The sequence below is a fragment of the Pseudomonas putida genome, from assembly GCF_009883635.2.
In the GTDB taxonomy this organism is placed as follows: Bacteria; Pseudomonadota; Gammaproteobacteria; order Pseudomonadales; family Pseudomonadaceae; genus Aquipseudomonas; species Aquipseudomonas putida_W.
The window spans coordinates 4,726,976-4,739,009 of record NZ_CP026115.2 but is presented as its reverse complement, the minus strand read 5'-3'; the positions used below and the strand labels follow the sequence as shown (position 1 = coordinate 4,739,009).

The 12,034-nt window shown below is 59.8% G+C and carries 18 protein-coding genes; 3 read left to right on the top strand and 15 right to left on the bottom strand.

The features are described from left to right. Window positions 1–49: 49 nt before the first annotated feature. The 3 genes from C2H86_RS21635 to C2H86_RS21625 all read right to left on the bottom strand — a co-directional run bounded on the left by C2H86_RS21635 (window position 50) and on the right by C2H86_RS21625 (window position 1,924). Window positions 50–562: a KilA-N domain-containing protein gene (locus tag C2H86_RS21635; protein ID WP_159409749.1), complete on the bottom strand. Its 513-nt coding sequence runs from the start codon at window positions 560–562 to the stop codon at window positions 50–52. A 294-nt stretch (window positions 563–856) separates the two neighbouring features. Continuing rightward, on the bottom strand, window positions 857–1,459 hold the full coding sequence (locus tag C2H86_RS21630) for a tail assembly protein (protein ID WP_159409748.1): 603 nt from the start codon (window positions 1,457–1,459) through the stop codon (window positions 857–859). 42 nt (window positions 1,460–1,501) lie between these two features. After that, window positions 1,502–1,924 carry a hypothetical protein gene (locus tag C2H86_RS21625; protein ID WP_104148394.1) on the bottom strand — a complete coding sequence of 141 codons (423 nt, stop codon included), beginning with the start codon at window positions 1,922–1,924 and terminating at the stop codon, window positions 1,502–1,504. A gap of 167 nt (window positions 1,925–2,091) precedes the next feature. Here C2H86_RS21625 and C2H86_RS21620 point away from each other — a divergent pair, with 167 nt between their 5' ends. After that, window positions 2,092–2,280, top strand: a complete 189-nt coding sequence (locus tag C2H86_RS21620) for a hypothetical protein (protein WP_159409747.1) — start codon at window positions 2,092–2,094, stop codon at window positions 2,278–2,280. A gap of 41 nt (window positions 2,281–2,321) precedes the next feature. On the opposite strand, the gene C2H86_RS21615 is transcribed toward C2H86_RS21620, so the two are convergent. Then, window positions 2,322–2,696 (bottom strand): DUF2513 domain-containing protein, encoded by a 375-nt coding sequence (locus tag C2H86_RS21615; protein ID WP_159409746.1) that lies wholly within the window; start codon window positions 2,694–2,696, stop codon window positions 2,322–2,324. Between the two features lie 238 nt (window positions 2,697–2,934). Here C2H86_RS21615 and C2H86_RS21610 point away from each other — a divergent pair, with 238 nt between their 5' ends. Continuing rightward, the gene (locus tag C2H86_RS21610; RefSeq protein WP_159409745.1) at window positions 2,935–3,438 is read left to right on the top strand and encodes a hypothetical protein; all 504 of its coding nucleotides are present in this window, start codon (window positions 2,935–2,937) and stop codon (window positions 3,436–3,438) included. Between the two features lie 677 nt (window positions 3,439–4,115). Further along, window positions 4,116–4,373, top strand: a complete 258-nt coding sequence (locus tag C2H86_RS21605; RefSeq protein WP_159409744.1) for a hypothetical protein — start codon at window positions 4,116–4,118, stop codon at window positions 4,371–4,373. On the opposite strand, the gene C2H86_RS21600 is transcribed toward C2H86_RS21605, so the two are convergent. Genes C2H86_RS21600 through C2H86_RS21555 form a run of 11 tightly spaced genes read right to left on the bottom strand, consistent with a single transcriptional unit; the run spans window position 4,366 to window position 12,031 of the window. Further along, window positions 4,366–4,572 carry a hypothetical protein gene (locus C2H86_RS21600; protein WP_159409743.1) on the bottom strand — a complete coding sequence of 69 codons (207 nt, stop codon included), beginning with the start codon at window positions 4,570–4,572 and terminating at the stop codon, window positions 4,366–4,368. The two genes, C2H86_RS21605 and C2H86_RS21600, sit on opposite strands and share 8 nt — an antisense overlap. 24 nt (window positions 4,573–4,596) lie before the next feature. After that, window positions 4,597–5,352 (bottom strand): C40 family peptidase, encoded by a 756-nt coding sequence (locus C2H86_RS21595; RefSeq protein WP_159409742.1) that lies wholly within the window; start codon window positions 5,350–5,352, stop codon window positions 4,597–4,599. 2 nt (window positions 5,353–5,354) lie between these two features. Next, window positions 5,355–6,104, bottom strand: a complete 750-nt coding sequence (locus C2H86_RS21590; protein WP_159409741.1) for a phage minor tail protein L — start codon at window positions 6,102–6,104, stop codon at window positions 5,355–5,357. Further along, window positions 6,101–6,439: a phage tail protein gene (locus tag C2H86_RS21585; protein ID WP_159409740.1), complete on the bottom strand. Its 339-nt coding sequence runs from the start codon at window positions 6,437–6,439 to the stop codon at window positions 6,101–6,103. Before C2H86_RS21585 ends, C2H86_RS21590 begins: the two co-directional genes overlap by 4 nt. After that, window positions 6,439–9,744, bottom strand: a complete 3,306-nt coding sequence (locus C2H86_RS21580; RefSeq protein WP_159409739.1) for a phage tail tape measure protein — start codon at window positions 9,742–9,744, stop codon at window positions 6,439–6,441. The genes C2H86_RS21585 and C2H86_RS21580 overlap by 1 nt, the downstream gene beginning before the upstream one ends. A 43-nt stretch (window positions 9,745–9,787) precedes the next feature. After that, window positions 9,788–10,027, bottom strand: a complete 240-nt coding sequence (locus C2H86_RS28400; RefSeq protein ID WP_240349620.1) for a hypothetical protein — start codon at window positions 10,025–10,027, stop codon at window positions 9,788–9,790. Further along, complete coding sequence (locus C2H86_RS21575) at window positions 10,024–10,368, bottom strand: hypothetical protein (RefSeq protein WP_159409738.1); 345 nt, start codon at window positions 10,366–10,368, stop codon at window positions 10,024–10,026. Before C2H86_RS21575 ends, C2H86_RS28400 begins: the two co-directional genes overlap by 4 nt. Before the next feature lie 42 nt (window positions 10,369–10,410). Next, window positions 10,411–10,911: a hypothetical protein gene (locus C2H86_RS21570; protein ID WP_159409737.1), complete on the bottom strand. Its 501-nt coding sequence runs from the start codon at window positions 10,909–10,911 to the stop codon at window positions 10,411–10,413. 57 nt (window positions 10,912–10,968) lie between these two features. Then, entirely contained in the window at window positions 10,969–11,355 is a 387-nt protein-coding gene (locus C2H86_RS21565) for a DUF3168 domain-containing protein (RefSeq protein ID WP_159409736.1), read from the bottom strand. Then, entirely contained in the window at window positions 11,348–11,848 is a 501-nt protein-coding gene (locus C2H86_RS21560; protein ID WP_159409735.1) for an HK97 gp10 family phage protein, read from the bottom strand. The genes C2H86_RS21565 and C2H86_RS21560 overlap by 8 nt, the downstream gene beginning before the upstream one ends. 3 nt (window positions 11,849–11,851) lie before the next feature. After that, window positions 11,852–12,031, bottom strand: coding sequence for a hypothetical protein (locus tag C2H86_RS21555; RefSeq protein WP_159409734.1), 180 nt, complete (start codon window positions 12,029–12,031; stop codon window positions 11,852–11,854). Window positions 12,032–12,034: the final 3 nt, after the last annotated feature.

The window sequence follows — 12,034 nt, the reverse complement described above, 5'->3', positions numbered from 1 at the left end:
TCCGGGCAATAAAAAACCGCCCGGAGGCGGTTGCTATGTAGTGCGGTACTCAGGCCGCATCGATTCCTAACGTCATCTGAAGTTGTTCGCGCCAGTACTCGACCTGATGAATCAGTGCGGGTTTGCGCCCCTTCCATCGAGCCAGCTCGCGTCCACTTAGGCTTGCGACCTGCTGCCCATCGTCCAATGCGCGGCAAGCACGATCGAACTGCTGCTTTTCGTTGAGTTCGCCACGCAGAAGGGCATCAATATGAAGGTCGGCCCAAACAGCAAAATCGTCGTCCAACCATCGTGCAAAGGCCACGGCAAGCTTTGGATGCAACCAGGTGCCGGCCTTGCCGCGCACCCGTGATGCCTCGACAAGTTTGATGTCCGAGTTTCGGACATCAATACAAAGGTGCCTTATCAGGGCTGCCATGTAGCTTTTAGTGCTTGGCAGCTCTAGCCATTTCGCCGGCCTTTTGCCAAACCTCTTAGCTACATCGGTGGCATTGATCCATCCGTCGCTATTGAAGCGAACGGCTTGGCCGGCGTAGTGAAACGGGATGACGTTGTTGTTCATGGGTAGCTCCTTCCGCCTAAAGAAGGTGGTGCAGGCAGGGGCGTAGGCGGAGCAAAACCGTCCCTTTTCAGTTGATCTGACCTAGCCTGCACCGGCATCCCCGAAGGGATTCCGGGCACAAAAAAGCCCCAACACGCGCGAGCGTCCGGGGCTTTTGGTGAATCCGAGGCACAAAAAAACCCCGGTCCGCTCCTGGCGTTGTCCGAGGTTTTTCGCAGCTGAGGGTAAGCGCCTCAGCGCGTGGCGTTAAATCCGCATAATGGGGAAATTCTCGCTCATTCGCTCACTTAATGTCTAGGCCTTGTCTTGCGCCTCAATCGAGGCTGAGATGATCGCTCCGCCCCAACGTCGATCGCCGATGCAGATCGGGACGGGATTCCCGCTGGCGGTGGTGTTCTTGGCGCTGCCGAAGGCGTACGACGGTAGGTTTTCGGGTGCAGCGCTCTGGGATAGGCCCTTGGCTTGTGGACTGAGCATTTGGATGACGCCACCGGCAGTCATCGCGATACCTGCACTGATAAGGGGCGTGCCGAATGGGGTAGCTGCCAGGAAGGCACCAGCGACTATGAGGGTGATCCCAATCACCGTTTGCAGTAGACCGCCGCGCTTGCTTCCTGCAACAACGGGCACAATGCGAAGTTCCTGAGTGCCTGCGCGCGAGAAGTCATCTTGCCCGACGTTTTTTCGATTTCGGAAGATTGCAAAGCGTAATCCCAGGCGATCCAGCCGCCTGATCTCTTCTTCAAAGCCTTGCAGCGTTGCTTTCAACGCCTTGAAAACCTCCCAAGTTTCCCCACTGTCGATCTGGCGCCTGTGTGTTCTTCCAAATTTTTTTGCCAGTGATCCAGATAGCTTGATGGTGGTCATCGACGCAAAGTGCGGAGCGGTAGCTGTCATCCCTTCTGGCTCTCATAAAAATGCCGCCCGTAGGCGGCTTGGTCACTCGTATTTGATATAAGGGCCTATGTAGACGCCGCTCATATCACCACTGATTCTATAAATGCTTTCTTTGCCTTCCTGCACCTTTGCGGTGATAGATCGAACCGCCATTCCGCCGCACAAGCCAGAGTCAGCAAGTCCAATTCCAAGGTTTGGCTGTCCAGCAGGCAGATAGAAACTCGCACGCTGTCCAGTGCCAACTTTTGCCGCTTTTTTCCCATCGAGATAAACGACGACATCACAACCCGAGCCGAGAGCACCAGAATCTCTAACGACAGTCACTGTTCCGCCGCCGTCGACAGGCCTCGATTGGTACGCATAAAGCTCATCACTAGGTACTGGCTCCGCCTGCGAAACAGGTGTGGCAGACGTAGCGCAGCCGGCCAGCATAGCCAGCCCCAACGCACCTATCAAAATTCGCATGTGATCCCTCCCTTGAAAAACGGGACTGTACCATCGCACGCCCTCGTGGTGACGCAAGACAATGCTCGCTTTCGATCTGCGGAGAGCCGATTGACCAACGAGACCAACCAATCCACGCATTCCGACTATCCTCATACTTCCCGACTATTCACAAGGACGGTAAGCGCATGTCCGAAGATGGGAAGCGGAGATTTGCCGAGGCTCTGGAGCACTGGGCCATGGTGCTTGACGATTTGCGCGCCAGGGAAAGGGCCGAGGCCATTGCTCAGGTCGTGCAACGTGAGAAAGCGCGGATCTCGCATGCTTTTCATGCCAGCGCTCTGGGGAAGCATCATGCTGGGAAGCACAAGGTCTGAGCCGGATGCAGAAAGCCCAGCGCGGGGCTGGGCTGGCATGCCTACGGAAGCTCTATGCCCAAGCGCTCTTTCATCAATTGCTTGCCGTAAGCTTTCCCAATCTCGAGTAGCACTCCTAGACCAGCTACGCCTGCTCTTTCAGCCCCCTCCTTCGTTCTTCGCCAAATTTCCGGATCGCGTACAGTGTCAAGGAATTCGTGGCCCTTATAGGTGAGCCGAGTAGCTTGCCATTCGAAGCTATTCATTCCACCAACGTTGTCCGCCTTCAAAAAGCCGGCCTCTGCTAGAAGCATGACGTGATACGACGTTTCAACGTCTGATCTTTCAGAAATCTGTAGTGAAATCCAACGGTCAGGTTTGTCGTGCGCCTCGACAGCCAGAAGAATCTCACGCACCAAGTCCTTATCAAGCTTCAATAGAAAAATCTCCCTCGAAAAGGCCGACTTTTGCAGCCGACCTGGCAAGACATCCATCGTGGTTGAAAAAAACAGTACCGACGACGCCAGAGCCGTAGTAGCGTAATACCTTTTCTCGGTGGGTCACGAGCTTTTGGAAGAGAATTGACCACCGATCCCACTAGCATGAATGCCCACGTCAAGATTGCTTGGTAGGGTTTGTTCAACTCGAAAAGACTGTGGAGTAACGATAAACGCCATGTCAACCTCCCCCAAAAAACCATCTCGCGAAGAGCTAAAAGAGTTGCGTAGGCAGCGAAGAGAAGCTCTGCTGGATTGGCTAAAAATCATACGGAGCAGGGTTAAATTAGGGGTCGCGTGCAATGAATCATTCATCGGGATCGTCAACTTTGCCAAGAGATCCAGCCTGTCTCTTACGCTCTATAAGATTGGCACCTCTATCACCCGTGAGGCTACAGCCCAGTACATTCTGAAAGTCACAGGCGACGTTTTAGAGATGGAGCGCCGAGGTGGGGATCAATACCAGTTCTTGAAGGACCGATGCTTTGCAGTTCGCATCAAGCCTAATACCTCTGGCCGCAGTACTCCTGAGCATCATTTCTCGATGGTAAACTGGAAGGAAGAGGTTTCTTACAATACCGCGGACCACTTCGCGACGATCAAGATTGATCTGGAAACTCCAATGGAAAACAGCGAAAAAACTCGACTATTTGGAAAAGTTGGGACGATCTACAGGCCGTAGAAAATGGCTCTGTGTTAAGGCAAACCTCCCAGCGTTAGCTGGGCTTCAAGTTACTAGCCCTCCGCAGAGGCACCTGCAACCGCGACGGCCCCGCCACCGAGTGCTGCCCCTGCACCTGCCACAACCGCAGTACCAACAGCCATTCCGCCACCACCTGCTGCAACTGCCCCGCCACCCAGAGCGGCAAGCGAAGCATTAGTCAGAGCCGCTCCGTGCAGGGTGCTAATCGCCGTACCTGTGCTAGCAGCTCCGAGTAATCCTGCTGACCCAGCTGCAGCTGCTATTGCTGGGGCCGCGACCAACGCAACTCCCCCAGTAGCGGCCGCAGCAACCACAGCTGATGTCACTGGGTTTTCCGTGACCGTCCCCTCCACTGCTTGAGCCGCATTTCCGATATGTTGGACCACGGTGTCACCAGCTGACAAAGCGCTACGCAAGCCAGAATTGAGTTTGTCACCTATAGATTCGATGATGCTCCAGATGCTCATGGCCATCCCTCTATGCAAAATGCCATCATCACCCAGAGGCTACGTTCTGGCTAGCCTACTATCGACTCCAGCCTGGATGGAAACCCAGTTCCTACTCAGTTAGCCGCTGTAGTAGCGTTGTGCCTCCAACGAACCGCCCCAGCCAGGCGCCGGAAACCCATGGACTGGGGCAAATTAAGGAGACATGACATGCCGAATCCCGGACAAACCATTTTCCCGTACATCATTGTTACCAGCAATGAAGATTACGCCCCCGTCGCTGAGCAGTTTGCGCACAGGGGAGTAGAGGTGGGCTGTGGCGTGATCAGTTTCCTCTCGGAATCTGATTTTTCCACCATTTTCGCAAGCCTCAAGGAGGTGGGATCAGGGTTTGCACTGATCCTTGCCGACAATCTCGGCTACTTCGGAGATGGGAATTTCGCGCGGGTATTCCATAACATCAGGTGATGACGAAGCTGCCCCCTGTGAACTGCAGCTTGCCACCGACAACCTCGATTTTCCCGCTTTCTCCAAGATGGTATGGGCCGCTGAGCAAATACTCAGCGCGCCCATCCTGTACATCTAATTCGACTGGCTCCCGATCAGGCGGATTGTTGTACCGAGCGCGCCAAGCGATTGTTGGCTTGAAAGGGTCATTGCTCTGCATGATCACTCCTGCGGCCTGGCCGCTTCACTTCGCGTCCCGATGACGCAACACAAGGCGCGTCCGGTCGAGCCACGGCCCGCCGAACACGATGATTTCTGATGGCCTGCCGAGCAGGTGGTGCAGCATGAAGGGGCCAGCCCCAAAGACCTGGGCATGTTCCTCTGGCAGTTGCGCGTCGGCGCCCAGGTAGATGCCGGCGTGGTTCGGGTGAGCCGTACGGCCCACGGCCATGACGATCATGTCGCCGCGCTGCGGCTGGCTGACCTCGTAGAACCCGGCCGCCTCGTAAGCCTGTTCATACAAGCTCGGTCCGTCCGACTTCTCCCACCACCCCTCCTCCCTCACGTAGGCCGGAAATTCCAGACGCCACTCGCGCTTGTACCAGTCAGCACAGACCTGCCAGCAGTCCCAGGCGCCATGCACGAACGGCCGCCCCAGCAGCGGCGCATGACCAGTCGGCGTGATGGTGCGCAGGTCGCCCTCCGGCCACGACAGGATGTGCCAGGGCAAACCAGTGGCTTCGCACATGGCCAAGTCCCGGGGCGAAGGCCTGCTGGCGGCGTCGGGGTGCGAGTGCACGATGCCGATCACCTCGCCCTGGTCTTCAGCCGCAGCGTACTGCTCGGGCGCAATCCGGAACTCTTCGCCAGGATCTGCGGCAGTGTTCTCGCACGGCACGTAACGCTGTGAGCGTCCGATGGCGACGATCAGCCCGCAGCACTCCCGCGGGTATTCCGCCGCAGCATGCGCTTGCACGGCGGCCAAGATGTGTTTGCGCATGGTCAGCTCCGTGCGATGAGGGAAACAGCCGGGAAGCCACCAAAGGGCAGCTGGTTGCCCTGGCCGAAGCGAACGGTACAGCCTGAGTCGAGGCAGCCGTTGCACTGATCCCTGGCCGGGTCATCCGTGGGATTGCCGTCCAGGTCGTAATAGGGCCCGGTGTACCCACAGTTCGGACCACGGTAGCCGGCGGTCATGGCCCAGTGACATAGCTGGGTCATCTGCCGGCCGATCGTCTCCCCGCCCACGTCGCCAGGGCTGGCCAGCTCCCAAGAAACCGTGGTGCCGTTCTCGGACACCTTCTGGTCGATGTACCAGACCTCGATGGCTTCCTCGGTCGGATCAGCCTCTGGGTTGCCGGCGGGGAAGTTTGCCGAGTCCAAGTAGCGCGCCATGGTGTGGCGCATGGTCAGCTTGAACTCGATTAGGTTGTCGAAGGCCAGGCATAGGGCAGTAATCCGGCCATTGACGTTGCCGACCGTCAGCGTGGGGCGAACGGCGGTACCGTCCGAATTCGCTTCAATGCCCTCGATCTGCATTGGCCAGGCGCCATACTCATTGCCCTGCCACCAGATCGACTTGGCCGGCAGCTGGTCGGCGTTCGCGCCAGCCATTGCAAGCTCCTGAGCCGTGTGTGGTATCGCGTGCCCATGGAATCGCAGCGTGTCCGCTCCAAAATCGGAGCCGTCCAGCTCGAACAGCAGGATTTCCGCCCCCGGTTCCAGCTTCTGCAGATGAGTGATCAAGGTCATGGATGGAATGCTCGTTCAAAGGTGACCGTCAGCACTGCTACCCCACCCGGTTTTCGCTGCTGCCGGAACGTCTCGCACCGGTACAGGCCGAGGACACCCTCGGGGTTCGTCCACAAAAAGGACGTGGCGCCCCGATGACGCCGGATGAATCCGAGGATAGGTGCTACCTCTTCAGCCAGGCCGCCGAACGACAGTGACCAGCTGTCAGACTCAGCGTTCAGGCCATCGGTGGACACCTGGGCGTAGTTGTCACCGAACTGTGATTTCCGGGTGCGCAAGGTACTGTCACCGCTGGCTTCGTCATCTGGCGCCCAGGTAAAGGTTTCGATCGCCATCAGCGTCTCCCATTGCTATTTCGATAGCTCAACCCACCAGCGCGCCAAGACGCGGCGATTGCGCGCTCGGCCACGCCCTGCATTTGTTGTTGCATGTTCTGCTGCAGCGCGCTCGTGTCCAGTTCCATTCCGTCTGAGCTACGATCCTCCACAGTCACTGCCACAGGCGCGCTCACTTGAACGACGGTCGATCCACCAGCAGTGGCTCCTACCATCTGCACGCCAAGCGAGCCATCCGACCCACGGGCCAGCGGCATGATCGCTTCCGGACCAGCCTCCCCGACAACGCCGATGTCACCTCCCGCGAGACCAAAGGGAGTCGGTGTATTCACAATGCTGTTTGTAAAGGCGCCACCCTTGGCAAAGAATTGCACGCCACCGTTCCAGCCGCCCCCCTTAGCCTGCCTCACGCCCGACCAATTGTTGAGGTAGTCAGAGCTGTAACCAGCTTGGGATGCGCCTACGTTGGAAGACACCGCGCCGGCCGATCCAGTTGGTAAGCCGTTGCCACTTCCGCCGCCGAACCAGGCGCTCGCAGCAGAAACACCCAGGCCAACCAAACCGCTCAGCAGCGAACTCGCGGCCTGCTGACTGGCGATCCTGGCCATGTCCGAAATGACGCTGGTAGTGAAGTCCCTAAAGCTGGACTTGCCGTTGATGGCGAAGTCAGCCACGGCGTCACGGGCAGTATTGAAGCCCGTAGTCAGCATGTCGTCGGTTGCGCCTGCCACGTTCGCAGCGTCGGCCTGGATGTTCGCCCAGGCTCGCTTGGCACCGTTGCGGTAGTCTCGTTGGGCCTGCAGCCGGGCCTCGAATCCGTCGACTTCCATCTGCAACTCACGCGCCTGGTAGTCGGCCAGGTCGGCGAGACGCTGCTGGTAGGCATCTTCGCTGAGGCGGCGGGATACATCTTCCTGCTGCTCCTCCAGCTGCCGGCGGGCTTCGGCGTACTTCTGGCGCACGGCGTTCAAGCGATCGGCCTGTTCGCGCTGGTCGTCCCCCATCCCTACACCGGCGACATCCGCATTGATCGCGTCCTGGCGTGTCTGCAGCACTACCTCCATGGCTTTGCGGTAGGCCTCGGCACTGTTGCGGCGAACCTCCGCAAGCTTCCTCTCTTCCTCGGCCCGCTTCTGCAATACCGGGTCGGCGTAAGCCGTGTTGAGGTTCTTGATGCCGAGCTCCATCTCAGCAGCAGTGATCTTGCCGGCGGTATGTGCCTTGCGCAGGCCCTGCACGCCTTCGACCAAGTCCTCGAGGCGCTTTTTCTCGGGGAGCGCTCGGTCGATGATCGCGTCGAGGGCCTTGATCTCGTCCTTTAGCGCCTTCGTGCGGTCCTTGCTGCCTTCGGTGGCGTCCTTGTTAGCCTTCTTCTGCGATTCAATCGCGCTGGCCGCCGACAGGATCGCCTGTCGGTCGGTCTCAGTGAGGTCAGCGTTTTCAGCCAAGTAGCGGTTAGCGATTTTGGTCGCGTCGCCGTTGTCCTGTAGGCCAGCCAGCTGCTTCTGCAGCGTCTCCAGGTAGGTTTGTCCCGCCGTACTCATACCTGCCTTGGCGGCATTGTTGGCATGAGTGGCCGAGGTGTTCTCGTCGGTTACCCCGGTCAGGACCCGTAGTGTTTCAGCGATCAATCCCGAGCGCTGGTCGGCATCGCTGACTGTACCGGCCTGGGTGATCCACTGCTGCACGGTGCCGGCCGGCAACTGCAGGCGGTTGCCGACCTCCTGGAGGATCGGCGAAAGCCCTTGACCTGCCGCGCGCGCTTCGTTGAGCCGGTCGACCAGCCCTTGGTACTCAGCCAGCTGCCGGTTGTACTGGCCGCCGGAGTCGCGTGCCGGGGCAGTGACCACGGCAGAACGGATGGACTGAGCCAGCTCGCCGTAGGCGTCCTTGACCTTGTCCGCCGAAGTGATCTGCTCTTGTTGCCACTTCACCAGCGAGGCTTCGCGCTGGTCCTTGTTGAGCTTTGCGAATTCCTCGCGCAGTTGCGCCACTGGTTTGTGCAGGTCCTCCAGGCTGACGCCTGCCTGATCGGCGTTGCTGCCCAGGAGCAGGAAGCTGGCAGCCGCCGTACCAGCCAACAGAGCAAGCCCCATTGGGCCGCCCAGGACGCTAAGCAAGCCTGCACTGACAGTGCGGAGGCTGGCCTGTGCTGTTGCTACCGCAGCGGTCGCAGCCGCTTCGCGCTGTCGCGCCTGTGCCAGCTGGATGGACATTTGCGTCTGCACCGCCGTACCACGAGCCGCTGCAGCCTCGCGCGCTGCCAGAATGGTCAACGTTTCGGCCTTCCGCTGGTCAGCAATGGCTGCCTGCAGTACGGCCTCTGCCTGCGCGATACGCGCCGCACGGTCGGCCAGAGCTGACTTCACCGCCAGGCCAGATTTAGCCACGTAATTGGTCAACGCGGCGACGCCCGCACCGGCCATGGCCACGGCCACCAGGTCAACGTTGTCGGCCAGGGTGATCAGGATGCTCGACAGGCCAGCAACGGCGCCGGTCTGCTCTTCCATACCTCCCAAGAAGCTCTGGATGGCATTGCCTATGTTCACCATCGCGTCCTGTACGCTGGTGGACATGTCGGCAGCGGCTTGGCGATTGACCTCGACAGTCTTCAGCAGGCCGGTATTGATATCGTCGAGCGACAGCTTGCCCTGAACGCCAAGCTTGCGGATTTCTTCCGCGCTTTTGCCGGTGGCGGTGGCGATCGCCGTGACGATGGTGGGCATGGCGTCCTGAATCGACACCCAGCCATCCGCCTCGACCTTACCGGTCTGTAACGCTTTCGAGTAGGCGTCAAGCGCAGACCCCGCCTTGTCGGCGGCGGCTGCGTTGGTAACTAGCAAGAAGCTGAAGCTGTCGGTGATGTCGAGGGTTTGCTGGGTGTTGAAACCCAGGCTACGCATGACGTCCGCAGTGCGGATGTACAGTTCTTGCGCCTCAGCCAATGGCCGGTAGGTCTCCTGCGCGGTACGCAGCAGGTGCTCCTGCACCGTCTGGTACTCACCAGCACTGCCAGCGGCGGCCTTCATCCGGTCGGACATCTGCCCATAGGCGTCGACCTGCTGGATGATGCTGCCAATCAGACCAGCACCTGCCACGGCAGCAAATGCGCCACGCATCAGCATCCCGGCTTTTTCAGCGGCAACCCCGGCGCTGTCGAACGCGGAGTCCACTTGTTCCAGGTTCCGGTCAATCGACTGGGTAGTACGCGCCACCACTTGGTCAGCACTTGCCAGCTCGCGCCGCAGTTGGGCAGTGGTGGCCTCGATCTGGACCAGCATCCCCTGGACTTGTTGGTCGGCCATGCAAATCTCCAAGCACTAAAACCGCCCAGAGGCGGCGCGCTGTCTACTGTTTCGGCCGCCCTCGCAGGAAGCTCTTCAATTTGTCCGCGACGCTTTCGCGCTTCTGCGGTGAGGCCGGGGTTTGTCCCTGTCCCTCGCCCTGCCCTCTCCCGGTCCAATCGAGACGAGCATCGAGAGCGAGCATGATTTGCGGGATTGGGGTGTGCCACGCGGTGTCAGGCGGCCAGCCAAGCCAGCCGGTGGCCACGCCGAACAGGTAATCGACGTAGCTGCCGTTCTTCACTGCGCTGTGCTGGCCGCCTCGTCCTTTCCCCGGGCGGCCACGCTCGGCGGCACTGGGTTGAGCAGGACAGTGATGAACTCGGTTAGCTTGCCGGAGACCTGGGCGACGCCGCTATGAAACACCTCTCGGGCGATGACCGGGTGCTGATCCGGCTTCAGGTCGGCGCCCGCGACAACGATGTCAGCGCAAGCAGCGATGCTCATTAGGCGCATGGCCTCCAGTGCTCCGCGCAGTCCGCCGAAGCGGGACTCTATGCGCAGCGCGGCATCCAGTGTTGGTTTCAGGGTGTAGCTGCGAGCACCGATCAACAGCGTGATGGTGCCGTGCAAGGCTTCGCTCATGGGGGTTCTCGCTGAAATGGACGGGGCTGAGCCCCGTCACAGTCACGGGGTAGCCGGACCGGCTGGGATCTCGATGATGTCGGTGTTGATCCCGAGCGTGATGTTGCGGCGTACCACGTTGTCGGCGGCGCCAGGGGCCACGGTGTTGTTCATCACCTTGACGCCGTAATAGAACGTGGTCGGAAGGATCGGCGGGGTTGCATCAGGGTCGCCGTCGTTGAGGGTGACCTTGATGTTGTAGTTGCCTTTGGAGCGGTCCTTGTGCGCCACAGCGACGGCCTTCTGGCCAGCGTCGCCATTGTCCAGCCCCACCGTGACGGTCATGTTGCCCGCATCAGCAGTGCCCTTGTATTTGCGCACCCGCCCATTGGCCAAGGAGGTGAAGTTGACAGGGTTGAACGTATCGCCAAATTCGCCCAGGTCTTCAATCTCGCCAACGTCCACATAGGTGTCGGCTTCGTACTCGGTCAGGGTGCTCGCGCCGGTCTTGCCGCCAATGGAGAGGCGGCAGCCGGCAGCTGTGTTGAGGTTGTCGTCGGCCATGGGGGATTCCTTTAAAGGCACATTGGATAAAAAGCCGCAGTGCGGCCGGTGGGTAATTCAGTGGGTGGTGATCACGCGAACGGTGATCGAGCCTTGGTAAGTGATGCCATCGGCGTCGCGCTGTGCGTCGGCCTGTTCAACGCGCACGGAAACTGCGCGGCCCACATCCAGCGGAAGCCGGCGCTCGTCGAGGGCGGCTATAACCTCGCCGTTGATACGCTTGACCTCAGCCTGGCCCACGGCATCAGACCAGACCGACAGGTACAGCAGGCGCGTTTCGCGTCTCCGGCCCGAGATCGGGCTGCTGTTGACCGAAACCTCCCGGTCGATGGAGACATACGGCATGTCGGCATTCAGCGGCGCGCCGTCGTAGATCGGGCAGCTGACCTCGGCCTCGAGCCTTGCGAAGATGGCCTCCTGCAGAGCCAGCGATGGATCAGCCATTGCCTACCCCCTGGCTTGCTTTGCGGAGCGTGCGGAGCACGGCAGCCTCGATATCAGCCATCACGTACTCCCGATTGACCTGGATAGATGGTCGGAGCCAGGGATGAGCCGGCCTGGCCGGGATATCAGGGTACTTGCCGAAGAAGTGCGTTCCGTCACTCTTATTGGTCACCCGCCGGTTTCGATCGCCCGCCCGCTTCCCGCCCTCGTAGCCTTTGGTCCCGTACTCAATGAAACGCAGGTAAAAGAACCTTCGGTTGTCCCGCTTGCCGCGAATGCCAATCTGCGCATCCAGGCCGCTGGGGGAAACGTAGACTTTCAGGGCTGCGGCGGCAGCCCCAGTATCCTTGGGCATCAGTTGCCGCTGGGTCTCCAGAATGCGGTTCGCTGCCCCCAACATCGCCGGCTGCAGCTCGTTGTCCATCGTCGTGTGGATGTTGCGCAGCGTCCGGCGTAGCCGGATGTCGCCACGAATGCTGGACCGGCGCACCATGGGTTACTCCTTGGTTGGGTCGGCCTTCGCTGGCTTTTCGGTAGTGACGGCTTGGTCCTTGATTTCCACGGCGTAGCCGCGGGCAATCAAGCCTTCGCCGTATTCCTTCTTCACGTCGAATATTTCGCCCTTCTGACGCTCGCCAGAGGCGCCAGTCAGTGGGCCCAGTGCTTGAATTTTCATACT